At 66.2% G+C, this 25,191-nt stretch carries 16 protein-coding genes and 1 pseudogene; 13 read left to right on the forward strand and 4 right to left on the reverse strand.

Going from position 1 to position 25,191, the window contains the following annotated elements; all coding sequences use genetic code 11:
- The first annotated feature begins 4 nt into the window (after positions 1-4).
- Positions 5-430 carry a GNAT family N-acetyltransferase gene (locus ACEN9O_RS12925; RefSeq protein WP_495617933.1) on the forward strand — a complete coding sequence of 142 codons (426 nt, stop codon included), beginning with the start codon at positions 5-7 and terminating at the stop codon, positions 428-430.
- Between the two features lie 98 nt (positions 431-528).
- On the opposite strand, the gene ACEN9O_RS12930 is transcribed toward ACEN9O_RS12925, so the two are convergent.
- Positions 529-1,923 (reverse strand): YfcC family protein, encoded by a 1,395-nt coding sequence (locus ACEN9O_RS12930; protein ID WP_495617934.1) that lies wholly within the window; start codon positions 1,921-1,923, stop codon positions 529-531.
- A gap of 18 nt (positions 1,924-1,941) precedes the next feature.
- The gene (locus ACEN9O_RS12935) at positions 1,942-3,081 is read right to left on the reverse strand and encodes a succinylglutamate desuccinylase/aspartoacylase family protein (protein WP_495617935.1); all 1,140 of its coding nucleotides are present in this window, start codon (positions 3,079-3,081) and stop codon (positions 1,942-1,944) included.
- Positions 3,082-3,240: 159 nt separating this feature from the next.
- Here ACEN9O_RS12935 and ACEN9O_RS12940 point away from each other — a divergent pair, with 159 nt between their 5' ends.
- From ACEN9O_RS12940 to ACEN9O_RS12960, 5 genes are all read left to right on the forward strand, one after another.
- Positions 3,241-6,006: a TonB-dependent receptor gene (locus ACEN9O_RS12940; RefSeq protein ID WP_495617936.1), complete on the forward strand. Its 2,766-nt coding sequence runs from the start codon at positions 3,241-3,243 to the stop codon at positions 6,004-6,006.
- A 107-nt stretch (positions 6,007-6,113) separates the two neighbouring features.
- Positions 6,114-7,436 (forward strand): cyanophycinase, encoded by a 1,323-nt coding sequence (locus ACEN9O_RS12945; RefSeq protein WP_495617937.1) that lies wholly within the window; start codon positions 6,114-6,116, stop codon positions 7,434-7,436.
- 157 nt (positions 7,437-7,593) lie between these two features.
- On the forward strand, positions 7,594-8,832 hold the full coding sequence (locus tag ACEN9O_RS12950; RefSeq protein ID WP_495617938.1) for a cyanophycinase: 1,239 nt from the start codon (positions 7,594-7,596) through the stop codon (positions 8,830-8,832).
- Between the two features lie 161 nt (positions 8,833-8,993).
- The gene (locus ACEN9O_RS12955; protein WP_495617939.1) at positions 8,994-10,436 is read left to right on the forward strand and encodes an IgA Peptidase M64; all 1,443 of its coding nucleotides are present in this window, start codon (positions 8,994-8,996) and stop codon (positions 10,434-10,436) included.
- Positions 10,437-10,531: 95 nt separating this feature from the next.
- Positions 10,532-11,014 (forward strand): hypothetical protein, encoded by a 483-nt coding sequence (locus ACEN9O_RS12960; RefSeq protein ID WP_495617940.1) that lies wholly within the window; start codon positions 10,532-10,534, stop codon positions 11,012-11,014.
- Positions 11,015-11,080: 66 nt separating this feature from the next.
- On the opposite strand, the gene parC is transcribed toward ACEN9O_RS12960, so the two are convergent.
- A complete protein-coding gene (gene parC / locus ACEN9O_RS12965) occupies positions 11,081-13,564 on the reverse strand; it encodes a DNA topoisomerase IV subunit A (RefSeq protein WP_495617941.1) in 2,484 nt (827 codons plus the stop codon).
- Between the two features lie 113 nt (positions 13,565-13,677).
- Complete coding sequence (locus ACEN9O_RS12970) at positions 13,678-15,675, reverse strand: DNA topoisomerase IV subunit B (protein WP_495617942.1); 1,998 nt, start codon at positions 15,673-15,675, stop codon at positions 13,678-13,680.
- 216 nt (positions 15,676-15,891) lie between these two features.
- On the opposite strand from ACEN9O_RS12970, the pseudogene ACEN9O_RS12975 reads away from it, so the two are divergent.
- From ACEN9O_RS12975 to kdpE, 7 genes and pseudogenes are all read left to right on the forward strand, one after another.
- A pseudogene (locus tag ACEN9O_RS12975) lies at positions 15,892-16,631 on the forward strand (TorF family putative porin).
- 316 nt (positions 16,632-16,947) lie between these two features.
- Positions 16,948-17,037: a potassium-transporting ATPase subunit F gene (locus ACEN9O_RS12980; RefSeq protein ID WP_495617943.1), complete on the forward strand. Its 90-nt coding sequence runs from the start codon at positions 16,948-16,950 to the stop codon at positions 17,035-17,037.
- Positions 17,037-18,854 (forward strand): potassium-transporting ATPase subunit KdpA, encoded by a 1,818-nt coding sequence (kdpA, locus tag ACEN9O_RS12985; protein ID WP_495618467.1) that lies wholly within the window; start codon positions 17,037-17,039, stop codon positions 18,852-18,854. Before ACEN9O_RS12980 ends, kdpA begins: the two co-directional genes overlap by 1 nt.
- Positions 18,855-18,863: 9 nt before the next feature.
- Positions 18,864-20,960 carry a potassium-transporting ATPase subunit KdpB gene (kdpB, locus tag ACEN9O_RS12990; protein WP_495617944.1) on the forward strand — a complete coding sequence of 699 codons (2,097 nt, stop codon included), beginning with the start codon at positions 18,864-18,866 and terminating at the stop codon, positions 20,958-20,960.
- Positions 20,961-21,097: 137 nt separating this feature from the next.
- Entirely contained in the window at positions 21,098-21,685 is a 588-nt protein-coding gene (gene kdpC, locus ACEN9O_RS12995; protein WP_495617945.1) for a potassium-transporting ATPase subunit KdpC, read from the forward strand.
- Between the two features lie 15 nt (positions 21,686-21,700).
- On the forward strand, positions 21,701-24,487 hold the full coding sequence (kdpD, locus tag ACEN9O_RS13000; RefSeq protein ID WP_495617946.1) for a two-component system sensor histidine kinase KdpD: 2,787 nt from the start codon (positions 21,701-21,703) through the stop codon (positions 24,485-24,487).
- A complete protein-coding gene (gene kdpE / locus ACEN9O_RS13005) occupies positions 24,487-25,191 on the forward strand; it encodes a two-component system response regulator KdpE (protein WP_495617947.1) in 705 nt (234 codons plus the stop codon). Before kdpD ends, kdpE begins: the two co-directional genes overlap by 1 nt.

Raw genomic sequence — 25,191 nt, forward strand, 5'->3', positions numbered from 1 at the left:
AATCATGACGACTCTGCACATCAGCACCAACAAGGCGGATCTGGACGTGCCGCTGATTTATCAATTTATCAGCGAGCAGTCGACGTGGGCGGTCGGCATGCCGCTGGCGGTGATGGAGCGGGCGATCGACAATTCGCTGTGCTTTGGCGCCTATCTGGACGGGCGGCAGATAGGCTTTGCGCGGGTGGTGACCGACTGCGCCACCTTCGCCAACCTGGTCGACGTGTTCGTGCTGCCGGAGTTCAGGGGGCGGGGTTACAGCAAGCAGCTGATGGAAGCGGTGCTGGGCCACCCGGACCTGCAGGGCCTGCGCCGCTTCACGCTGGCGACCGGCGACGCGCACGGCCTGTACGAAAAATTCGGCTTCACGCCGCCGGCCCGGCCGGCGACGCTGATGGAGCGCTATTTCCCCAACATCTACGCTAACTGACCACCGTCGCTCCCGCGCAGGCGGGAGTCCATGCACTGCATGAACTCCCTCCATGGAACGCTGGCTCAGCATGGACTCCCGCTTTCGCGGGAGCGACGTTATTGCCAGTTCATCAGGCAGGGTGGCACCAGCAGGGCCAGCGCCAGCGCGGCGTAGATCAGCTGCAGCGGCACCATCCACCTGGCCCAGGTGATCCACGGGATGCGCGCCAGCGCCAGTACGCCGACCGTGATGCCGGAGGTCGGGATCATCGGCGTGGTGAATTCGCCGAACTGGAACGCCAAAATCGCCGTCTGCCGCGTCACGCCCACCAGGTCGGCCAGCGGCGCCATGATCGGCATCGTCAGCGCGGCCTGGCCGCTGCCCGAGTGGATGAAGAAGTTGATCACGGTCTGGATGCCGAACATCTTCCACGCGGCGAAGATCGGGCTGGACGACTGCACCAGCGGCATCAGCGCATGCAGCATGGTGTCGATGATGTGGGCGTCGCGCGCCAGGATCATGGTGCCGCGCGCCAGCGCGATCACCAGCGCCGTGCCCACCAGGTCGCGCGCGCCCTGGATGAAGCCTTCAACGATCTGGTTCGAATCGAGCTTGCCCACCAGGCCGATGACGATGCCCATCGTCAGGAACAGCGCGGCGATTTCGTCGATGTACCAGTCGTAGCCGACCACGCCGCCCACCATGACCGCCAGCGAGCCGACGAAGATCGCCAGCACCAGCTTGTGGCGCCCGGTCATGCCGTGGAATTCGCCCAGGCCGTGCGGCTGCTCGCGGCGCTTGTCCAGGTCCAGCGCGTAGGTCGGGCTCAGCTCCGGCGTCTTCTTCACGCGCGCCGCGTACCACATCAGGAACACGATGGTGATGGCGGTGGCGATCACCCATACGATCAAACGATAGGCCCAGCCGGAGAACACCGGCACGCCGGCGATGCCCTGGGCGATGCCGACGTTGAAGGGGTTCAGAAACGCCGCCGAGAAGCCGACCTGCGAGCCGAGGAAGGGGATCGACACGCCGGTGACGGTGTCGTAGCCCAGCGCCAGCGCCAGCGGCACGAAAATCAATATAAACGGTATGGCTTCTTCATTCATGCCGAAGGTGGCGCCGCCGATCGAGAACATGGTGACGAACACCGGGATCAGCGCCTTCTGGATGAACACCGAGCTGTCGTGCGCGCGCGCCAGCGACTTGATCATCGAGTCGACCGCCTCGGTCTTCTGCAGCACGGCGAAGGCGCCGCCGACGATCAGCACGAAGCCGATGATCAGCGCGGCGTCGACGAAGCCCTTGATCGGCGCTTTCATCAACGCCGTCACGCCCTGCGGCGCGCTGGCGATGTAGTGGAAGCTGGACGGATCGATCAGCTGCTTGCCGTTGACCAGGTGGGTGTCGTATTTGCCGCCGGGGACCAGCCAGGTGGCCGCCGCGATCAGGGCCAGGATGATGAACAGCAGGACGAAGGTGTGCGGCAGCTTGAATTTTTTAGTGGTCATCGGATGTCGTGTTCAATCTTATTGGCTCAGCAGATCGCCGGCACGGTAGGCCAGGGCGCCGGCGACTTTGCCGACGTTCATGCCACGGATCACGTGGCGGTGCGCGCTGCGCGCGAAGAACACGCCGGCCACGCCGGCGCGTATCACCGTGGTCTCGCCGCTGACCGGGTCGATCAGGTCGGCCACGGCGTCGCCCGGCGTCACGCGCGCCCCCAGGTCGCGGGTGTAGACCAGGATGCCGGCGTGCGGCGCGTACAGCGGCTCGACGCCTTCCAGCGGCGTGGCCGCGCACAGCGGCGCGGGCAGCACGGCCGCTGCTGCGGCGGCCGCGGCGTCCGGCGCCTGCAGCACACCCTTCAACGTCAGGAATTGCAGCAGGCCGGCGGCGTCCCGCTCGGCCAGGGCGTAGCTCACCTCCATTTCGCCGCGCAGTTCGACGGTGGTCGACAGGCAGGCGGCGGGGATCGGATAGCGGCCTTCGAAGTGCTGGTCCAGGTCCCACCACAGGCGGCTGCAGGCTTCGTCGAACGGTTCGCCGCCGGCCTGGTAGGCCAGCAGCAGCGCGTGCGCGCCCAGGATGGCCGCCAGCGGCGCGACACCCTCGGCCAGCGGCGTGCCGGCGTAGATGTGCAGCGCCGCCTCGTTGTCGCAGTGCAGATCGAGCACGATGTCGGCGTCGATGGCCATCGTCATCAGGACTTTCTTCAGCGTGTCGGCGTCGGTGGCCGGCTGCCATTCGGCGATCGAGGCGCGCGCATGCTCGCGGATCAGGCGCACGTTGGCGTCGGCGTCCTGGCCCAGCAGGCCGTCCAGCGATTTTTTCAGGTCGTCCGCCACGTGCTTGTACGAGCGGTTGAAGTTGATGCCGGTGGTGAGGTCGAAGCGGCCGAAGGCGGCGCCGTGGATGGCCTGCGCCAGGCCGATCGGGTTGGCGGCCGGCACCAGTATCACTTCACCGGCGATGCGGCCGGCCGCTTCCAGCGCGGCCAGCTCCTTGCGCAGGTATTGCGCCACCAGCATGCCGGGCACCTCGTCGGCGTGCAGCGAGGCCTGGATGTAGACCTTCTTGCCGGCGCCGGGACGGCCGAAATGCAGGCTGGTCAGTTCAAAGTGGGCGTTGCTGTGCGGTCCGGACAGCGGATGTTTGTGTACTTGCATGGCAGGAAGGACTTTTTCGACAAAGATTGAGTATGTAGCACTATTTTCACAAAGTAAATCGCCGCGCGGCGAAAGGAGGGCTGGTTTCTTGAGTTTTCCCGGCGATGTGCGTACAGTTTGTTTAATAGAATCATTTATATAACATTTTGAAAGAAAATCATGGGTGATGTACAAAGCATGCGGGTTTCCACGATGGCGCGAGCGGTGCGCCTGGCGCTGAGCCTGGGCGTGGCAGCCGGCCTGCTGGGGCAGGCGGCGCTGGCGCAGGACGCGCCGGCCACCTCCGGCAATCCGGCAGCGATGCCGAAGGTGGAGATCACCGGTTCGGCGATCCGCCGCATCGAGTCGGAGACCGCGCTGCCGGTGCAGGTGATCACCCGCGAGGATATCGAGAAGGCCGGCGTCACCACCGCCTCCGAGCTGATGGCGCGCGTGTCGGCCAACGTCGGCGGCCTGACCGACGGCGCCAGCATCACCGACGGCCACGACCAGCGCGGCTTCAACAGCGCCAACCTGCGCGGCATCGGCACCTCGTCCACGCTGGTGCTGCTCAACGGCCGCCGCATGGCCAACTTCGCCTCGCCCGGCGACGACACCGGCGTCGACCTGAACAACATCCCGGCCGCCGCCATCCAGCGCGTCGAGGTGCTGCTGGACGGCGCCTCGGCGCTGTACGGCACCGACGCCATCGGCGGCGTGATCAACTTCATCACCCGCAAGGATTTCCAGGGCCTGGAGCTGAACGCCTACGGCGCCAAGACCGACGAGGGCGGCGCCGGCAAGCGCACCGCCACGCTGACCGCCGGCACCGGCGACCTGACCCGCGAGGGCTACAATGTGTTTGCGGTGCTGGACGTGCAGCGCACCGACGCGCTGAGCACCTCGCAGCGCAAGTTCATCAACAACCTGCAGATCCCGGAGCGCCTGCCGCACCTGCTGTCCGGCTATACCTCGCCGGCCAACATCCGCCTGACCGGCGCCCAGCGCGACTACCTGAACGACAACGGCTTCACCCTGAACGGCAAGCCGCTGACCAACCGCACCATCAACCTGTCGGTGCCGGGCTGCTCGGCGCCGGCCAATCTGTACCTGCCGGCCGGTATCGGCGGGGTCGACGCCTGCACCTACAACTACATGGGCGACACCGAGCTGTATCCGAAGTCGGACAAGGTCAACCTGCTGAGCCGCGGCGTGCTGCAGCTGAACCCCGACAACCAGCTGTTTGCCGAGATCGCGCTGAGCCGCTCGAAGACCAGCTACGTGGCCTCGACGGCGCGCGTGAGGGCGCCGATCAACTACAAGAAGATACCGGGCCTGGCCAAGTACGACCTGGCGTCGGACGAGGCCAGCGCGGACGACGACGTGGTCGGCGATGTCGAGCTGCGCATCCGCCTCAACGACGCCGGCCGCCGCACCAGCGAGTTGACCAGCGAGAGCCAGCGCTTCGTGGTCGGCCTGACCGGCAGCGCCAACGGCTTTGACTACGACGTCGCGCTGAACCACAGCGTCAACACCATCAAGGACAAGGACACCCACGGCTATCTGCTGTACGACAAACTGGTCAAGGGCATCTACGACGGCGTGATCAATCCCTTCGGCCCGTCCGACGCGGCCGGCGTGTCGCTGCTCAACTCCATCCAGGTCAACGACGACGTGCGCCATGCGCGCGGCGTGATGGACTCGGTCGACTTCAAGGTCTCGCACGCGGTCGGCACGCTGGCCGGCGGCGAGGCGGCGCTGGCGGTGGGCGGCGAGGTGCGCCACGAGCGCACCGACTTCACGCCGTCGGCGCTGCTGCTGAGCGATAACATCAACAACGACGCCGCGCCCGAGGGCGGCCGCGCCACCAGCGACAAGCGCACGGTGCAGGCGGTGTACGGCGAGCTGCTGCTGCCGTTCACCAAGCAGTGGGAGGCGCAGCTGTCGGCGCGCTACGACCATTACCAGGTGGTCGGCGGCGCCGCCAGCCCGAAGGTGGGCGTGAGCTACATGCCGACCAAGACCATGCTGTTCCGCGGCTCGGCCGGACGCGGCTTCCGTGCGCCGTCGATGTCGGATCTGTACCGGCCGACCATCTACAGCAGCACCGCCACGCTGCCCGATCCGCAATACTGCGCGACGGTGGACAACAGCCTGGCCGACTGCGCCGACAACTGGAACACGCGCCGCTATTCGAACGACAAGCTCAAGCCTGAGCACAGCCGCCAGTACTCGCTGGGCATGGTGATCGAGCCGTCCAAGCAGGTGACGATGACGCTGGACTACTGGAACATCAAGCGCACCGACCTGATCAGCGAGATCGGCGACGACGTCATCCTCGGCAACCTGGCCAAGTACGGCAACCTGGTGCATCGCACGGACGACGGCCTGATAGACTACATCGAGCTGCACAAGGAAAACCGTGGCGCGCAGCTGGCCACGGGCCTGGACCTGACGCTGGACTACCGCGACGTGAAGACCTGGGCCGGCAACTTCGGCGGCCACCTGTCGGGCACCTATGTGCTCAATTCGAAGATCCAGAACGCGGTGGGCGATCCCTACCTGAGCAACCTGGGCCGCTTCGTCACCGACGGCGTGGTGCAGCGCTGGCGCCATACCGTCACCTTCGACTGGGACCTCGGCCCGTACTCGGCCAGCCTGTCGAACACCTATTCGAGCGGCTATGAGGACCAGAACTCGGCGATCAACACCGATAACGGCACGGTGGTGGCGGCCAACCATGTGAAGGCCTACTCGCTGTGGGACCTGTCGGGCGCCTGGCAGGTCAACAAGGCCTTCAAGCTGCGCGCCGGGGTGCAGAACCTGTTCAACACCGCGCCGCCGTACTCGAATCAGGCCTTCTTCTTCATCTCGGGCTATGATCCGACCTACACCGATCCGCGCGGACGCCGCTTCTATGCCAGCGCCAATTACGCCTTCAAGTAATGTAACGTAATGCTGCTTTAAGCCGGATTCAGTAATTGATTGGTATCATCTGCATTATCGACGGCGCCGCGCGTGAGCGCGGCGCCGGTTTTCATCGGAAGGGCAACATGAAATTAACAGGTTTTACGCTGCGGCGTCTCGTCATGCTATGGCTGCTGGTCGTGGCGGGCAGCGGCGTGTGCGCGGCGCAGGTGGCTGGTTCCGGGTCTGCCGCCAAGGCGGCGCAGGCGCCGGCCAAGTCCAGCAAGCCGGCCAAGGCGGTGCCGCCGCCCAAACCGGTGCTGGCGCCGCCGGCGGGCAACCTGGTCATCATCGGCGGCGGCCTGCGGGCCGACAACGCCGAAGTCTGGCAGCGCATCGTGCAGCTGGCTGGCGGCAAGGGCGCGCGCATCGGCGTGTTCGGCTCGGCGTCGATCAACCCGGAGAAGTCGGCCCAGAACACCGTCAACAAGCTCAATCAGTACGGCGCCCAGGCCTTCTTTATTCCGCTGGGCGTGACGCTGCCCAACAGCGACTACCGCAAGGCGGCCGAAGACCCGGAAGTGGTGGCGGCCATCCATTCGGCCACCGGCATCTACTTCACCGGCGGCGACCAGGCCCGCATCACCAAGGCGCTGGTGCGCCCGGACGGCAAGCACACGGCCGCGCTGGACGCGGTGTGGGACGTGTACCGCGACGGCGGCGTGGTGGCCGGCTCCAGCGCCGGCGCGGCCATCATGAGCACCACCATGTTCTACGACGCCAAGCCGACCCTGGACATGCTCAAGCAGGGCGTCAACGAGGGTCATGAAATCGCCTCGGGCCTGGGCTTCATCGGCGACGACGTGTTCGTCGACCAGCACCTGCTGGTGCGCGGCCGCTTCGCCCGCATGATCCCGGTGATGCTGAAGAAGGGCTACCAGATCGGCCTGGGCATCGACGAGAACAGCGCGATGGTGGTCAACGCCCGGCGCGACGTCGAGATCATCGGCTATAGCGGCGCGCTGCTGCTGGACCTGTCGGCGGCGATCACGGACCGTGGCATTAAGGGTTTCAACATCAGCAACGCCACCATCAGTTACCTGGACCGGGGCGACAAGTTCAACCTGGTCACGCGCGAGTTCACGCCGTCGCCGGACAAGGCCGACAACAAGCTCGATCCCAACCAGCCGGATACGCGCGAGCCGGTGTTCACCAACGACATCCTCGGCAACAACGCGGTGCTGGACCTGATGGTCAACCTGATCGACAACGCCCAGCAGGAAGCCATCGGCATCGCCTTCGGCAATCCGCGCGACGCCTATCCGGACCTGGGCTTCGAGTTCCGCTTCAGTAAAACCATCAACAGTGTCGGCTACAGCTCGACCGAGGTGGAGGCGTATTCGGTGCTCAAGCTGCGCATGGATATCCGGCCCATCCAGCTGCAGCAGCCGCTGTACCGCTATCGCTAGCGGCGGCGCGAAATCGGGTATATTGAGTGGGACGGCTTTGCCGTCCCATTTTTTTACCCCGCAGGGCCGGGCGGGGTCGGACCCCGTCCGGGGGCCGACCCCTAAGTGGTACGGCATGCGTGTCGGCCAGGGCGTGCGGGGTTGAGCGAGGCGAGTTATGCGGATGTCAATCTTGAAGCATTGTTTGCAGGCGGCGCTGATGTTCGCCGTGCCGCTGGGCGGTGCGCTGGCCGCTTCCGTCACCCCGCCGTCCGCTCCCAAGGGCTCCTTGGTCATCATCGGCGGCAATCTGCGCCAGGATAACGCCGACGTCTGGCAGCGCATCGTTCAGCTGGCGGGCGGGCCGGGCGCGCGGGTGGCGGTGCTGCCGTCGGCCGCCGCCGATCCGGCACCGGTGGGCGCGGCCATCGTCGGCTTCCTGCGGCAGTACGGCGCCGACGCCTTCCTGGTGCCGCTGGCCGTCAAGCTGGCCGACAGCGACTTCCGCAAGGCGGCCGACGACCCCGAACTGGCGGCGGCGGTGCGCGGCGCCGGCGGCGTGTTCTTCGTCGGCGGCGACCAGGCCCGCATCACGCAGGCGCTGGTGCGCGAGGACGGCAGCCGCAGCGCGGTGCTGGACGCGGTGTGGGAGCTGTACCGCAATGGCGGCGTGGTGGCCGGCAGCAGCGCCGGCGCGGCCATCATGAGCAGCACCATGTTCTACGCACCGAACACGGTGTTCGCCACCCTGCGCGGCGGCGTGACCGAGGGCAGGGAGATCGCGCCGGGGCTGGGCTTCATCGGCGACGACGTGTTCGTCGACCAGCACCTGTTGGTGCGCGGCCGCTTCGCGCGCATGATCCCGGCCATGCTGAAGAAAGGCTACAAGTTCGGGCTGGGCATCGACGAGAATACGGCGATGGTGGTCGACAGCCGGCGCCGGGTGGAGATCGTCGGCCACAAGGGCGCGCTGCTGATCGACCTGACCCGCGCCACCACCGATCCGGCCAGCGCCGGCTTCAATGTCTCCAATGCCGTCATCAGTTATCTGGACCGGGGCGACCAGTACGACCTGGGCACGCATACCTTCACACTGTCCGAGGCCAAGGCCGCCGGCAAGCTGAAGGCGCATGCGGCGATGCTGCGCGAGCCGGTGTTCTCGGCCGATATCCTGGGCAAGAACGCGGTGGTCGAGCTGATGGAGAACCTGATGAACAACCGCCGCAGCGAGGCGATCGGCATCGCCACCAGCGGCCGCAATACGCCGCTGCCGGAGCTGGGCTTCCAGTTCACCTTCTCCAAGACGCGCGACAGCGTGGGCTATGCATCGTCGGCGCCGCAGAGCTATTCGATCCTGAATATGCGGCTGGACATCCGCCCGCTCGACATCGGCCAGTCGCTGGTGCAGAAGAACTAGCTTTCCACTGTTTTTGGCAGCCACTGTAAAAACCGGAGAAATAAGTAAAATCCGGCGGGAAAAACAGCTGGTTTCAACGCAGGGAGTGTGCAGGTCTCCCCCGTCACTGTGTCCTGCCCGGATTACAATGGAGGTCTCCGTAACTTGATCACAGGATGACCATGAGCCGCTTTTTATCCTTTGCGCTGGCTGCTTTCGCGGCCGTATCGGCCGTCGCCGCCGTACCCGCGCTGGCCGCGCAACCGGCCACCGTCCGTGTCGACTATCTCCACAGCGGCAATGCGCTCAACGAAAGCTACGCGATGGAGCGCGTGGTGATCGAGCCGCTGCCGTGGCCGGGCGACATGCGCCGCACCATCGACGACACCAATCGCGGCAACAACATGGTCGAGGTGGTGGACGCCAAGACCGGCGAGCTGCTGTACTCGCGCGGCTTTTCGACCGTGTTCGCCGAATGGCGCAGCACCGACGAGGCGGCGCACGCCAATCGCGGCTTCCAGGAGTCGGTGCGCTTTCCCAAGCCGGACCGCCCGGTGCGTGTGCGCATCCTGAAGCGCGACGACCGCAACGCCTTCTCGGTGGTGTGGACCGCCGATGTCGACACCGACTCGATGGACGTGGTGCGCAAGCAGACGCCGCCCGCATCGATGGCGGCCGCGCCCAAGCCGATCGCCATCCGCGTCAACGGCCCGTCGCCGGACAAGGTCGACCTGCTGATCCTGGGCGATGGCTACACCAGGGCCGACATGCCCAAGTTCGAAGCGACCGCGCGCAAGCTGGCCGACCACCTGTTCGCCACCTCGCCGTTCAAGGAGCGCGCCAAGGACTTCAACGTGTGGGCGCTGGCGCTGCCGACCGAGGAATCGGGCGTGTCGCGTCCTTCGACCGGCGTGCACCACGCGTCGCCGCTGGGCACGCGCTACGACATCTTCGGCAGCGAGCGTTATGTGCTCACCACCGACAACCGCGCGTTGCGCGAGCTGGCGCAGTATGCGCCGTATGAGTTCATCGAGATTTTGGTGAACAACGAGACCTACGGCGGCGGCGGCATCTTCGGCCAGTTCAGCACTGCGGCGGCCAACAACGACTGGGCCAACTACCTGTTCGTGCACGAATTCGGCCATCACTTCGCCGGCTTGGCCGACGAGTACTACACCTCGCCGGTGGCCTACCAGTCGAACGGCACGCGCCAGGAGCCTTGGGAGCCGAATGCGACCGCGCTGCGCGATCCGGCCAATCTGAAATGGAAGAAGTTCGTCAAGGACGGCACGCCGCTGCCGACGCCATGGCCGAAGGAGACGTATGAAACCGCGTCGCGCGCCTACCAGAAGGAGCGCGCCGCGCTGCGGGCGGCCAACCGGCCGGAGTCGGAGATGAGCGCCTTGTTCCGCAAGGACCTGGAATCGACCAACGCGCTGTTCTCGAAGGACCCGAACTTCCACACGGTGGGTGCGTTCGAGGGTGCGAACTATGAGGCCAGCGGCTACTACCGCCCGCAGATGCAGTGCATTATGTTCGACCGCAGCGAGAAGTTCTGCGCCGTCTGCGCCGACGCCATCGGCACCATCATCGATTTGTACTCGCGCCCGGGGGCGGGCAAGTAATTCTTGTTAAGTACGATACCGTACAGAGTGCTTCAGCTCATCGACCTATTCTGGATGCCAGCAACGCATCCCGATGAACTTTGAGAGGAATCACCATGAACAAGATAATCGCCACCCTGATCGCCGGCCTGTTCGCCACCGCAGCCTACGCCCAGAACACGCCGGCCCAGACGCCGGCCGTGGTCAAGGCTGAAAATGAGGCCAACAAGGACGTGGCCAAGGCGCAGCAGAAGGAAATGAAGGCCGACGTCAAGGCCGACAAGAAGGCCGACAAGGCCATTGCCAAAGCCAACAAGACCAATGACACCGCCGCTGCGCACGTCGAGGTGGAAAAAGCCAAAGCCAACGAAAAAGTAGCCAAGGCCGATCCGGAAGACAAAGCCAAGGCGGAAGCCAAGGGCGACAAGGCAGTCGCCAAGGCTGAAGAAAAGGCCAACAAAAAGGCCGTGAAAGCCGACGCCAAGGCGATCAAGGAAACCGTTGACGCGACCGCCGACAAAGCCATCGCCGCCAACAAGACCGACGCCGTCAAAGCCAAAACGGCAGCCGAAGTCAAAGAAGCCGCCGCCAAGCATTAAGCGGCAGGCAGCATGAAAAAAGCCCGCTGACGTGAAGCCAGCGGGCTTTTTTTTCGCGCACCGATCTTAGACGATCGGCGTCAGCGAGGTTGGCTTGATCCTGGTCGCCAGCGCCTTGCCTTTGCGCGCGCGCTTGCCGAAGTGGACCGCCAGAGCCGAGGCGGACAGACGCTCTTCCTGCGCCTTGCCGCCACGCCCGATGCCGGACACGATCACGCCTTTCTGGCTGATAGGCTTGGCGGCGATCAGGGTTTCCTTGTCGTCGAGCTCCATCAGGATCACGCCGCGGCCGCCGTTGGTCAGCACCTTCATCTCGTCCATGCCGAACACCAGCACGCGCGCATTGGCCGACAACACGGCTACCGCGCTGGCGCTGTCGGCGATGACCGCCGGCGGCAGCGGCACGTCGCCGTCTTCCAAGGTGATGAAGGCCTTGCCGCCCTTGATACGGCTGACCATGTCGCCGGCCTTGGCGATGAAGCCGAAACCGGCGCTGGTGGCCAGCAGCAGCTGCGTGCTTCCGGTGCCGGCGAAGTAGTGCTGGATGCGGGCGCCCGGCGCCAGGTCGATCAGGGTGGTGATCGGCACGCCGTCGCCGCGCGCGTTCGGCAGGGCGGCTACCGGCACCGAATACACCTTGCCGTTGCTGCCGAAGGCCAGCAGGTTGTCCACCGTGCGGCATTCGAAGGCGCCGTACAGCGTGTCGCCGGCCTTGAAGGTGAACTGCGCGGCGTCGTGGCCGATGCCGGTGCGCGCGCGTATCCAGCCTTTTTCCGAAATGATGACGGTGACCGGTTCGTCCACCACCTTCTGTTCGACCACGGCTTTCTGCGCTTCCTCGATCAGGGTGCGGCGGGCGTCGCCGTAGGTCTTGGCGTCGGCGTCGATTTCCTTGATGATGGCGCGCTTCATCGACGACGGGTTGTCGAGCAGGTCCTGCAGCAGGCCTTTTTCCTTGCGCAGCTCGGCCAGTTCCTGCTGGATCTTGATCGCTTCCAGGCGGGCCAGCTGGCGCAGGCGGATTTCCAGGATGTCTTCGGCCTGGATCTCCGACAGGCGGAAGCGTTCCATCAGCGCCGCTTTCGGTTCGTCCGAATTGCGGATGATGTGGATCACTTCATCGATGTTCAGCAGGATGGTCTCGCGGCCTTCCAGGATGTGGATGCGCGCGTCGACCTTGCCCAGCTTGTACTGCGTGCGGCGGGTGACGGTTGCGAAGCGGAATTCGATCCACTCCTGCAGGATGTCGGTCAGGCCCTTCTGGCGCGGACGGCCATCGCCGCCTATCATCACCAGGTTGATCGAGGCCGACGATTCGAGCGAGGTATGCGCCAGCAGCAGCAGCATGAATTCGGTCTGGTCCTGGTTCTTCGACTTCGGCTCGAACACCAGGCGCACCGGCGCGGCGCGGCCCGATTCGTCGCGGATGGTGTCGAGCGAATTGAGGATCAGCGACTTGAGCGCCATCTGTTCCGGCGACAGCGCCTTCTTGCCCATCTTGATCTTGGGGTTGGTCAGCTCCTCGATCTCTTCGAGCACCTTCTGCGACGAGGTGCCCGGCGGCAGTTCGGTGACCACCGCCTGCCACTGGCCGCGCGCCAGTTCCTCGATCTTCCAGCGGGCGCGCACCTTCATGCTGCCGCGGCCGGATGCGTACATGTCGCTGATCTGCGACGGCGGGGTGATGATCTGGCCGCCGCCCGGGAAGTCCGGGCCGGGGATCATGGCCATCAATTCGCTGTGCGAGATCTTCGGATTGCGGATCATGGCGACGGCGGCCTGCGCCACCTCGCCCAGGTTGTGCGACGGGATTTCCGTCGCCAGGCCGACCGCGATGCCGGAGGCGCCGTTCAGCAGCACCATCGGCAGGCGCGCCGGCAGCAGGCACGGTTCTTCGGTCGAGCCGTCGTAATTGGCCTGGAATTCCACGGTGCCGAGGTTGATTTCGTCCAGCAGCACCTTGGCGATCGGCGTCAATCGGGCTTCGGTGTATCGCATCGCCGCAGCGCCGTCGCCGTCGCGCGAGCCGAAGTTGCCCTGGCCGTCGACCAGCGGGTAGCGCAGCGAGAAGTCCTGCGCCATGCGCACCATGGCGTCGTATACCGACTGGTCGCCGTGCGGATGCAGCTTACCCAGCACGTCGCCGACCACCGTGGCGGACTTGCGCGGCTTGGCGGTGCTGTTCAGGCCCATTTCGTTCATCGCGTACAGGATGCGGCGCTGCACCGGCTTCTGGCCGTCGCACACGTCCGGCAGCGCGCGGCCCTTGACCACCGAGATGGCGTAGTCGAGGTAGGCGCGTTCGGCGAAGGTGGACAGGGTCAGCGTGTCGCCGCCGTCGCCGTCATCGCCCAGCGGACCGCCGCCATCGCCGCCGCCGTTGCCGCCACCGCCGCCGTTGTCATTGCCGTCGTTGCTGCTGCCGTCATCGCAGCCATCTGCGCTGTGCGCCGCTGCCGATGGGGCGAGTGGGGCTGGCTGCGCAGGCGTGGCCTGCTTGCCGACGGCTTCGGGTGACGCTGGTTCGTCAAAGAGATTTGCTTGAGTCATGATATATGCGGTGCTTTAGTTATCGGTTCCCCGTCGTTCCCGCGCAGGCGGGAACCCATGCTGAGCGGCTAATCCGGCTCGGTATGGATTCCCGCTTTCGCGGGAACGACGCGTCAAATGTCTGCTTCGGCTTCGTTGCCGTGTTCTTCGATCCAGGCGCGGCGCGCGGCCGCTTCGCCTTTACCCATCAGCATATTGAAGCGCGCCGACGATTCGCCGTGCGCGTAGGCGCCCAGCGACACCGGCAGCAGGCGGCGGGTGTCCGGGTTCATCGTGGTTTCCCACAGCTGTTCGGCGTTCATCTCGCCCAGGCCCTTGAAGCGCGAGATCGACCAGGCGCCTTCCTTCAGGCCGTCCTTGCGCAGCTTGTCCTCGATCGCCACCAGTTCGCCGGCGTCGAGCGCGTACAGCTTCTGGATCGGCTTCTTGCCGCGCGCCGGCGCGTCGACGCGGAACAGCGGCGGGCGGGCGATGCAGATATTCCCGTTGGCGATCAGGCCGGGGAAGTGCTTGAAGAACAGCGTCAGGAGCAGCACCTGGATGTGCGAGCCGTCGACGTCCGCATCGGACAGGATGCAGATTTTGCCGTAGCGCAGACCGCTCAGATCCGGCACCGCGTCCGCGTTGTGCGGATCGACGCCGATCGCCACCGAGATGTCGTGGATCTCGTTGTTGGCGAACAGGCGGTCACGGTCGGTCTCCCAGGAGTTGAGCACCTTGCCGCGCAGCGGCAGGATGGCCTGGAATTCCTTGTCGCGGCCCATCTTGGCCGAACCGCCCGCCGAGTCGCCCTCGACCAGGAACAGTTCGGTGCGGGTGACGTCGGTCGATTCGCAGTCGGTCAGCTTGCCCGGCAGGACGGCCACGCCGGACGATTTCTTTTTCTCGACCTTCTGCAGCGAGCGCAGACGCGATTGCGCCTGCTTGATGACCAATTCGGCCAGCTTCTTGCCGTAGTCGACGTGGTGGTTCAGCCACAGCTCCAGCGCCGGCTTCGAATAGGTCGAGACCAGGCGCACGGCGTCGCGCGAATTGAGGCGCTCCTTGATCTGGCCCTGGAACTGCGGGTCCAGCACCTTGGCCGACAGCACGAAGGAGACGCGCGCGAACACGTCCTCCGGCAGCAGCTTGACGCCCTTGGGCAGCAGCGAGTGCATCTCGACGAAGTTCTTCACCGCGCCATACAGGCCGTCGCGCAGGCCCGATTCGTGGGTGCCGCCGTTGGGCGTGGGGATCAGGTTGACGTAGGATTCGCGCACCACGGCGCCTTGCTCGGTCCATGCCACCACCCAGGCCGCGCCTTCGCCCTCGGCGAAGCCTTCGGCGTCCGGGCCGGCGAACTGCGCGCCTTCGAACAGCGGGATCAGGGTCTCGCCGTCGGTGGCCTGGGCCAGCGCCTCGGTCAGGTAGCCGCGCAGGCCGTCGTTGTACTGCCAGGTCTGCGATTCGCCGGTCTTGGCGTTGGTCAGCGTGACGGTCACACCCGGCAGCAGCACGGCCTTGGAGCGCAACAGGCGCTGCAACTCGGTCTGCGAGATGGCGGGGGAGTCGAAATATTTGGCGTCCGGCCAGGCTGTGACGCGGGTGCCGGACTTCTTGCCGTCGCGCGGCGCGACCACGGAGGACAGCGGCTCGACCACGTCGCCGTGTTCGAAGGCCAGCTTGTGCAGGCCGGTGCCGTCGGGCTCCTTGCGCCAGACGGTGATCTCCAGGCGCTTGGACAGCGCGTTGGTGACCGACACGCCGACGCCGTGCAGGCCGCCGGAGAAGGCGTAGGCGCCGCCCGAACCCTTGTCGAATTTGCCGCCCGCGTGCAGGCGGGTGAACACGATTTCCACCGTCGGCACGCCCTCTTCGGGATGCAGGCCGACCGGGATGCCGCGGCCGTCGTCTTCGACGGTGATGCTGCCGTCGGCGTTCTGCGTGACGATAATGTTTTTGCAATGACCGCCCAGTGCCTCGTCCGAGGCGTTGTCGATCACTTCCTGGATGATGTGCAGCGGATTCTCGGTGCGGGTGTACATACCCGGACGTTGCTTGACGGGTTCCAGGCCCTTGAGGACCCGGATGGATGCTTCGCTGTAGTCGGAAACTGGTTTTTTAGTGGCCATACGTGATCAAGCTTGTAATTTCGATACTGGGTTTATGTACAGTTTTATGCGGACGTTTGCGTATTCTATCCTCAACCGGGCGTAATCGCGGCAAAAAAACGGCGCGGGCCAATTTATACACGATGTTTACGGAGCCGGCCCGCCTTTTTAGGCCGTTTTTACGGCGCCGTCGATAAGCTGGCCGCTTGATCCATCCACTGGAAGAAGGGCCACAAAATGAAGAAATTGATACTCGCCGCAGCCGTCGTCGCTGCTTTTGCTGGCACGCGCGCTTACGCCAAGGCGGCCAATGAAACCAGTTTCAACGCCGCAGTGGTCAGCGACTACCGCATCGTGGCATTTCGCAGACGCGCCTGAGACCGGCCCTGCAAGGCGGCTTTGACTACACCAACAACCCGACCGGCTTCTATGCCGGCACCTGGCTGTCGACCGTCAAGTGGACCAAGGACGGCGGAGGTGGCGGCGACATCGAGTGGGATATCTACGCCGGCCAACGCGGGCAGGTCACGGCCGACGTGTCCTACGATGTGGGCGTGCTGACCTATGTTTATCCGTCGAACAGGCTGTCGCATGTCAGTGGCCTGGCCAACGCTAACACCACCGAGGTGTATGGTCAGCTGGGTTATGGCCCGGCTTATATCAAGTATTCGCACTCGGTGACGAATCTGTTTGCTTATGTCGACAGCAAGAACAGCGGTTATCTGGACCTGGGCGCCAACATCGAGGTAGGCGAGGGCTACACGGTCAACCTGCACGCCGGCCACCAGAACGTCAAGCACAACGGCGCGGCCAGCTACAGCGACTGGAAGATCGGCGCCACCAGGGACTTCGGCGTGGTAAGCGGCGCGCTGGCAGTAATTGGCACCAACGCCGACAAGACCGCCTACGCTTCGCTGGCCAACGGCAAATTCCTCGGCAAGACCGCGCTGCAGCTGACCATCAGCAAAGTGTTCTGACCGGCGAACCCGTGTGCTTTCAGCGATACGCAGGCCGTACCGCTTAAGGGTCGGACCCCGTACGGGGTCCGACCCTGCCTGGCCTTGCGGGGCAAAAGTCAACTGGAAGCAGGCGCGCCCCGGCGATTTTTACGCTTTGTTTACACCCCGCCGCCAAGTCTTTACACCATCTTTAGACCCCGGTCGCTAACCTTCTCAGTATCAAAACAATACCTGTGAGGGGTGTGATGGACATCGTATTTATCGGCGCATTGGTGGTCTTTTTTGCCGTGACCGTGGCATTTGCCATCGGCTGCGACAAGCTGGGAGGCCGGCCATGAACCTCTTCTACCTGGTCGGCGCGATCGCGGCAGCCGGCCTGCTGGTGTACCTGGTGGTGGCCCTGTTGAAAGCGGAGGACCTGTGATGACCATGCAATCGACCATACTGCTGGTGGCCTTCCTGGCCGCGCTGCTGGCGCTGGCCTGGCCGCTGGGCATGCTGCTGGCCCGCGTCGGCAACGGCGGCGCGGTGCCCGGCATGGGCTGGCTGGCCAAATTCGAAACCCTGCTGTACCGCGCCGCCGGCATCGCCGGCAAGGACGGCGCACCCGAAGGCCAATCCTGGAAAGCCTACGCCATCGCGCTGCTGCTGTTTAACGGCGTCGGCGCGCTGGCCGTGTATGCCCTGCAGCGCGTGCAGGCCTTCCTGCCGCTCAATCCTCAGGCGATGGCCAATATCAGCCCCGACTCGGCGTTCAACACGGCCGTCAGCTTCGTCGCCAACACCAACTGGCAGGGCTACAGCGGCGAGCAGGCCATGAGCTACCTGACCCAGATGCTGGTGCTGACCTGCCAGAACTTCTTCTCGGCCGCCACCGGCATGGCCGTGGCGTATGCGCTGATCCGCGGCTTCTCGTCGCGCTCCGCCAAATCGATCGGTAACTTCTGGGCCGACGTCACCCGTTCCACCTTATATGTGCTGCTGCCGCTGTCGCTGGTGCTGGCCGTGGTGATGACCGGCCAGGGCGTGATCCAGAACTTCTCCGCCTACAAGGATGTGCAGCTGCTGGACGCCGTGACCTACACCCAGCCCAAAGCGGGCGCCGACGGCCAGCCGCTGAAGGACGCCAAGGGCGAACCAGTCACCGAAACGCTGACCGCCACCACGCAGACCATCGCCATGGGCCCGGTCGCCTCGCAGGAAGCGATCAAGATGTTGGGCACCAACGGCGGCGGCTTCTTCAACGCCAACTCGGCCCACCCGTACGAGAACCCCACCGCGCTGACTAACTTCCTGCAGATGCTGGCGATCTTCGTGATCCCGGCCGGCCTGTGCTTCGCCTTCGGCCGCATGGTCGGCGACCAGCGCCAGGGCTGGGCGGTGCTGGGCGCGATGACCGTGCTGTTCGTGGCTTGCACGGTGGCCGTGCTGGGCGCCGAGCAGCAGGCCCACCCCGTGCTGCAAACGCTGCACGTCGACCAGGCCATGAGCGCCCTGCAATCGGGCGGCAATATGGAGGGTAAGGAGACCCGCTTCGGCATCAGCGCCTCGGCCCTGTTCGCGGCCGTCACCACGGCCGCCTCCTGCGGCGCGGTCAACGCCATGCACGATTCCTTCATGCCGCTCGGCGGCATGATCCCGATGCTGCTGATCCAGTTCGGCGAGGTGATCTTCGGCGGCGTCGGCTCCGGCCTGTACGGCATGCTGATCTTCGCCATCATGGCGGTGTTCATCGCCGGCCTGATGATAGGCCGCACGCCCGAATACCTGGGCAAGAAGATCCAGGCCTACGAAATGAAGATGACGTCGATCGCCATCCTGGTCACGCCGACGCTGGTGTTGGCCGGTACCGCCATCGCCGTCATGTGCGACGCCGGCAAGGCCGGCATCGCCAATCCCGGCGCGCACGGCTTCTCGGAGATCCTGTACGCCTTCAGTTCGGCCGCCAACAACAACGGCAGCGCGTTTGCCGGCCTGTCCGCCAACACGCCGTTCTACAACGTCATGCTGGCCGTGGCCATATGGTTTGGCCGCTTCGCGGTGATCGTTCCGATTCTGGCGATCGCCGGTTCGCTGGCCGGCAAGCAGCGGCTGGAGGCCAACGCCGGCACCATGCCTACCCACGGCCCGATGTTCATCGGCCTGCTGTGCGGCGTGGTCGCCCTGGTCGGCGTGCTCAATTACGTTCCGGCGCTGGCGCTCGGCCCCGTGGTCGAACACCTGCAGCTGTTTGCTCAATAAGGAATCCACATGTCACAAGCTATTACTCCGCCCGCCAGCAAGTTCCGGATGTTCGATACCGGGCTGCTGATGCCGGCCATCGTCGATTCGTTCCGCAAGCTTGACCCGCGTACGCAGTTGCGCAGCCCGGTGATGTTCGTGGTCTACGTCGGCAGCATCATCACCAGCGCGCTGTACCTGCAGTCGCTGTCCGGCGCCGGCGAGGCGAGGCCGGGCTTCATCCTGGCCACCGCCATCTGGCTGTGGTTCACGGTGTTGTTCGCCAATTTCGCCGAAGCGATGGCGGAGGGGCGCAGCAAGGCGCAGGCGGCCTCGCTGCGCAGCCTGAAGCAAAGCGTCACGGCCAAGAAGCTGGTAACCCCCAAGCATGGCACCATCTGGATGCCGCAGCCGGCGCTCGATCTGCGCAAGGGACATTACATCCTGGTCGAGGCGGGCGACGTGATCCCCATCGACGGTGAGGTGATCGAAGGCGTGGCCTCGGTCGACGAAAGCGCCATCACCGGCGAATCGGCACCGGTGATACGCGAATCGGGCGGCGATTTTTCGTCCGTCACCGGCGGCACTCGCGTGCTGTCGGACTGGCTGGTGGTCAGGGTCACCGCCAATCCGGGCGAGACCTTCCTCGACCGCATGATCTCGATGGTGGAGGGCGCCAAGCGCCAGAAGACCCCGAACGAGATCGCGCTGACCATCCTGCTGGTGGCGCTGACCATCGTGTTCCTGATCGTCACCGTGACCCTGCTGCCGTTCTCGCTGTTCTCGGTGGCAGCAGCCGGCGCCGGCACGCCGATCACCATCACGGTGCTGATCGCGCTCTTGGTGTGCCTGATCCCGACCACCATCGGCGGCCTGCTGTCGGCCATCGGCGTGGCCGGCATGAGCCGCATGATGCAGGCCAACGTGATCGCCACCTCCGGCCGCGCGGTGGAGGCGGCCGGCGACGTCGACGTGCTGCTGCTCGATAAAACCGGCACCATCACCTTGGGCAACCGCCAGGCCTCGGCCTTCTTCGCCGCGCCCGGCGTGACCGAACAGCAGCTGGCCGACGTCGCGCAACTGGCCTCTCTGGCCGACGAAACGCCGGAAGGCCGCAGCATCGTGGTGCTGGCCAAGCAGAAGTTCAACATCCGCGAGCGCGAGATGGCGTCGCTGCATGCGGTGTTCGTGCCGTTCACCGCGCAGACCCGCATGAGCGGCATCGACCTGGGCGAGCCGGGTTCCGCACGTGCGGTGCGCAAGGGCGCGGCCGACACCGTGCGCCAGTACGTCGAATCGCTCGGCCAGACCTATCCGGCCGAGGTGGCGCGCGCGGTGGACGATGTGTCGCGCCGCGGCAGCACGCCGCTGGTGGTGGTGGACGGCGGCCGGGTGATGGGCGTGGTCGAGCTGAAGGACATCGTCAAGGGCGGCATCAAGGAGCGTTTCGCGGAGCTGCGCCGCATGGGCATCAAGACCGTGATGATCACTGGCGATAACAAGCTGACCGCCGCCGCCATCGCCGCCGAGGCGGGCGTGGACGATTTCCTGGCCGAAGCCACGCCGGAGGACAAGCTTAAGCTGATCCGCAGCTACCAGTCCGAAGGCCGGCTGGTGGCCATGACCGGCGACGGCACCAACGACGCGCCGGCGCTGGCCCAGGCCGACGTCGCCGTGGCGATGAACTCCGGCACCCAGGCCGCCAAGGAGGCCGGCAATATGGTCGATCTGGATTCGAATCCGACCAAGCTGCTGGAGATCGTCGAAATCGGCAAGCAGATGCTGATGACGCGCGGCTCGCTGACCACGTTCTCGATCTCGAACGACATCGCCAAGTACTTCGCCATCATTCCGGCGGCGTTTGTCGGCACCTATCCGCAATTGAAGGCGCTTGACGTCATGCACCTGGCCAGTCCGTCGTCGGCCATCATGTCGGCGGTGATCTTCAACGCGCTGATTATCGTCGCGCTGATTCCGCTGGCGCTCAAGGGCGTGCAGTACCGCGCCATCGGCGCCACCGCGCTGTTGCGCCGCAACCTGCTGGTGTACGGCGTCGGCGGCATCATCCTGCCGTTCATCGGCATTAAGGCGATCGACCTGCTGCTGTCGGCGTTCAACCTCGTGTGACCCCGTCGCTCCCGCGCAGGCGGGAGCCCATGCCGAGCATCCGGGCACGCTCGGCATGGAGGGAATTCAGGCAATGCCTGGATTCCCGCCTGCGCGGGAATGACGGTTTCCCGGCTAACTATTTTTCTGGAGTTGTCATGTCATCCCATATTCGTCCCGCCCTGGTTGTCTTCGGCGCCCTGACGCTGCTTTGCGGTGTCATTTACCCACTGGCCGTCACCGGCGTCGCCGCAGTCGCCTTCCCGGCGCAGGCGGCCGGCAGCATCGTCGAAGTCGGCGGCAAGGCGGTCGGCTCCTCGCTGATCGGCCAGGCCTTCTCCTCGCCGCAGTACTTCTGGAGCCGACCATCGGCCACCGGTCCGATGCCCAACAACGGCGCCGGTTCCGGCGGCTCCAACCTGGGCACCAACAATCCGGCCCAGATCGAGGCCGTCAAGGGCCGCATCGCCGCGCTCAAGGCGGCCGACCCGGCCAACACCCAGCCGATACCGGTCGACCTGGTGACCGCGTCGGGCAGCGGCCTGGATCCGGAAATCAGCGTCGCCGCAGCGCGCTACCAGGCCGGCCGCGTCGCCGCCGCGCGCCAGCTCGGCGTCGCGCAGGTGCTGGCGCTGGTCGAGCGCCACCAGTTGAAGCAGTATTTCGGCTTCTTCGGCGAACCGCGCGTCAACGTGCTGGAACTGAATCTGGCGCTGGACCAGGCCAAACCGGTGCCGAAGCAGTAGAATCGGCGGATGTCCATGTTCCCCAACGATAGCCCGCGCCCCGACCCCGACGCGCTGCTGGCCCAGGTGCAGGCGCAGGAGCGGCGCGCCGCGCGCGGCAAGCTGCGCATCTACTTCGGCGCCTCGGCCGGCGTCGGCAAGACCTACGCCATGCTGGCCGCCGCCCGCAAGCTGCAGGCGGACGGCCAGCCGGTGCTGGTCGGCGTGGTGGAAACCCATGGCCGCAGCGAGACCGCGGCCATGCTGGCGGGACTGGACGTGCTGCCGCCCAGGCAGGTGGCCTATCGCGGCAGGCAGCTCGCTGAATTCGATCTCGATGGCGCGCTGGCGCGCCGGCCGCCGCTGATCCTGATGGACGAACTGGCGCACACCAACGCGCCCGGCTCGCGCCACCCCAAGCGCTGGCAGGACGTCGAGGAGCTGCTGGACGCCGGCATCGACGTGCTCACCACGGTCAACGTGCAGCACCTGGAAAGCCTGAACGACGTGGTCGGCGGCATCACCGGCATCCGCGTCGGCGAGACCGTGCCCGACACGGTGTTCGACGAAGCCGACGAGGTGGTGCTGGTCGACATTCCGGCCGACGAGCTGCTGGCGCGCCTCAAGGGCGGCAAGGTCTACCAGGAACAGCAGGCCGAGCGCGCCTCGAAGAATTTTTTCCGAAAAGGTAACCTGATCGCGCTGCGCGAGCTGGCGCTGCGCCGCACCGCCGACCGCATCGAGGACGATGTGCGCGCCTACCGCGTCGAGCAGTCGATCGGCGACATCTGGAAGACCGGCGCCGCGCTGCTGGCCTGCGTCGGCCCGCGGCCGGGCGGTGAGCACACGGTGCGCAGCACGGCGCGCCTGGCCAGCCAGCTGGGCACCGGCTGGCACGCGATCTACATCGAAACGCCGTCGCTGCAACGGCTGCCAGCCGCCCAGCGCGAACAGATCCTCAAGACGCTGAAGCTGGCCGAGGACCTGGGCGCGACCACCGCCGTGGTGTCTGGCCACGACATCGCGCGGGCCGCGGTGGACTATGCGCGCAGCCACAACCTGTCGAAGATCGTGCTGGGGCGCGCCCATCCGACCTGGCCATGGCGCGTGCCCCACATCAAGCGGCTGGCGCGCTACGGCCCGGACATCGACCTGGTGGAGATCGGCGCGCCCAGCAAGGAGGCTGCGCGCAACGGCCGCAACGCCGGCAACGCGGACAACGGCGCCAGCGCCGGCAGCGCCGCCGACGGCGGCCCGGACGGCGAGCCGGATCCGGTGCTGGCGCGCAGGCGCACGCTCGGCTACGTGGCCGCCAGCGGCGCCAGCGTGGCCACCGCGCTGCTGGCCACGCCCTTGCTGGCCTACCTCGACCTGGCCAACATCGCCATGCTGTTCCTGCTGGTGGTGGTGCTGGTGGCGGTGCGCTTCGGACGCGGGCCGTCGGTACTGGCCACCTGCGTCAGCGTGGCCTGCTTCGACTTCTTCTTCGTGCCGCCGCGCTTCACCTTCGCGGTGTCGGACCTGCAGTACCTGGTCACCTTTGTCGTTATGCTGGCGGTGGGCCTGATCACCGGCCACCTGACGGCCGACCTGCGTTTCCAGGCGCGCGTGGCCTCGCACCGCGAGAAGCGCTCGCGCGCGCTGTACGAGTTCGCCCGCGAGCTCTCCGGCGCGCTGCAGACCGAGCAGATTTCCGAGATCACCCAGGGCTTCATCCAGCGCGCTTTCCGCGCCCACGCCACGCTGCTGGTGCCGGACGCCGACGGCCGCCTGCTGCCGCCGGCGCGTCCTTCCGCCGCGCGCGAGGCCGACGCCGGCGCCCGCGTGCACCGCACGGTGCTCGACATCGGCATCGCCCAGTGGGCCTTCGACCGCGCCGAAAGCGCCGGCCTGGGTACCGACACCCTGCCGGCCAGCCGCATCTTCTACCTGCCGCTGGTGGCGCCGATGCGCACCCGCGGCGTGCTGGCGATCGAGCCGGGCCAGCGGCGCTGGATCCTGATCCCCGAACAGCGCCAGCAGCTCGACACCTTCGCCGCGCTGGCCGCGATCGCGCTGGAGCGGGTGCACTACATCGAGGTGGCGCAGAACGCGCTGGTCAACATGGAGTCCGAGCGGCTGCGCAACTCGCTGCTGGCGGCGCTGTCGCACGACCTGCGCACGCCATTGACCTCGCTGGTGGGCCTGTCGGAATCGCTGGCCGGCTCCAGGCCGCCGCTGGCGCCGGCCCAGCTGGAGGTGGCGGCGCTGCTGCACGACGAGGCGCTGCGCATGAGCGCACTGGTGTCCAACCTGCTCGACATGGCGCGCATCCAGAGCGGCGAGATCAAGTTCAACCTGCAATGGCAGGCGCTGGAGGAGGTGGTCGGCAGCGCGCTGCGCGCCAGCGCCTCGCTGCTGCAGGGGCACGCCGTGCGCACCCGGCTGCCGGCCGGGCTGCCGCTGCTCAGCTTTGACGCCGTGCTGATCGAGCGGGTGCTGTGCAACCTGCTGGAGAACGCCGCCAAGTACACGCCGCCGGGCTCGCGCATCGAGATCGCCGCCGAACTGCGCGGCGCCTGGATCGACGTCATGGTCTATGATGACGGTCCCGGCCTGCCGCACGGGCGCGAGGAAGCCGTGTTCGAGAAATTCACCCGTGGCGAGCGCGAGTCGGCCAAGCCGGGCGTGGGACTGGGGCTGGCGATCTGCCGCGCCATCGTCGAGGCGCACGGCGGCAAGATACAGGCCGCGCCGTCGCCGCTGGGCGGCGCCGCCTTCGTCATGACGCTGGCGCTGGGCACCCCGCCGGCCATGCCGGAACCGGAAACCGAAGGAAGCTGATGACCACACCCGACACCCCGCCCACCGCCCTGCTGGTGGAGGACGAACCGCAGATCCGCCGCTTCGTGCGCGCCGCGCTGGAGCAGGAAGGCTGGCAGGTGCACGAGGCGGCCACGCTGCAGCGCGGCTTGATCGACGCCGGCACCCGCAAGCCCGACCTGGTGGTGCTCGACCTCGGCCTGCCGGACGGCGACGGCGTCGACTTCATGACGGATTTGCGCAAGTGGTCCGGCGTGCCGGTGATCGTGCTGTCGGCGCGCGTCAACGAGGCCGACAAGATCCGCGCGCTGGACGCCGGCGCCGATGACTACCTGACCAAGCCGTTCGGCGTGGGCGAGCTGCTGGCGCGGGTGCGCGCCACCCTGCGCCGCCAGCGCCAGCCGGCCGCCGACCACGCGGGAGTGATCCAGTTCGGCGACGTCGCGGTGGATTTGCAGAACCGCCGCGTCACGCGCGGCGGCGCGCATGTGCACCTGACGCCGACCGAGTACCGGCTGCTGGCGGTCCTGGTCAGCAACGCCGGCCGCGTGATGAGCAACCCGCAGCTGCTGCGCGCCGTGTGGGGGCCGTCGCAATCGGAGAACGGCCATTACCTGCGCATCTACATGGGCCACCTGCGCCACAAGCTGGAGGCCGATCCCACCCAGCCGCGCTACCTGCTGACCGAGACGGCGGTCGGCTACCGCCTGCAGCTGCCGGCCTGA

The sequence above is a fragment of the Duganella sp. Dugasp78 genome, from assembly GCF_059491455.1.

Coding starts and splice junctions, on each gene's coding strand:
- ACEN9O_RS12925 (WP_495617933.1), top strand. CDS start 5: ATGACGACTCTGCACATCAGCACCAACAAGGCGGATCTGGACGTGCCG.
- ACEN9O_RS12930 (WP_495617934.1), bottom strand. CDS start 1,923: ATGACCACTAAAAAATTCAAGCTGCCGCACACCTTCGTCCTGCTGTTC.
- ACEN9O_RS12935 (WP_495617935.1), bottom strand. CDS start 3,081: ATGCAAGTACACAAACATCCGCTGTCCGGACCGCACAGCAACGCCCAC.
- ACEN9O_RS12940 (WP_495617936.1), top strand. CDS start 3,241: ATGGGTGATGTACAAAGCATGCGGGTTTCCACGATGGCGCGAGCGGTG.
- ACEN9O_RS12945 (WP_495617937.1), top strand. CDS start 6,114: ATGAAATTAACAGGTTTTACGCTGCGGCGTCTCGTCATGCTATGGCTG.
- ACEN9O_RS12950 (WP_495617938.1), top strand. CDS start 7,594: ATGCGGATGTCAATCTTGAAGCATTGTTTGCAGGCGGCGCTGATGTTC.
- ACEN9O_RS12955 (WP_495617939.1), top strand. CDS start 8,994: ATGAGCCGCTTTTTATCCTTTGCGCTGGCTGCTTTCGCGGCCGTATCG.
- ACEN9O_RS12960 (WP_495617940.1), top strand. CDS start 10,532: ATGAACAAGATAATCGCCACCCTGATCGCCGGCCTGTTCGCCACCGCA.
- parC (WP_495617941.1), bottom strand. CDS start 13,564: ATGACTCAAGCAAATCTCTTTGACGAACCAGCGTCACCCGAAGCCGTC.
- ACEN9O_RS12970 (WP_495617942.1), bottom strand. CDS start 15,675: ATGGCCACTAAAAAACCAGTTTCCGACTACAGCGAAGCATCCATCCGG.
- ACEN9O_RS12980 (WP_495617943.1), top strand. CDS start 16,948: ATGAACCTCTTCTACCTGGTCGGCGCGATCGCGGCAGCCGGCCTGCTG.
- kdpA (WP_495618467.1), top strand. CDS start 17,037: ATGACCATGCAATCGACCATACTGCTGGTGGCCTTCCTGGCCGCGCTG.
- kdpB (WP_495617944.1), top strand. CDS start 18,864: ATGTCACAAGCTATTACTCCGCCCGCCAGCAAGTTCCGGATGTTCGAT.
- kdpC (WP_495617945.1), top strand. CDS start 21,098: ATGTCATCCCATATTCGTCCCGCCCTGGTTGTCTTCGGCGCCCTGACG.
- kdpD (WP_495617946.1), top strand. CDS start 21,701: ATGTTCCCCAACGATAGCCCGCGCCCCGACCCCGACGCGCTGCTGGCC.
- kdpE (WP_495617947.1), top strand. CDS start 24,487: ATGACCACACCCGACACCCCGCCCACCGCCCTGCTGGTGGAGGACGAA.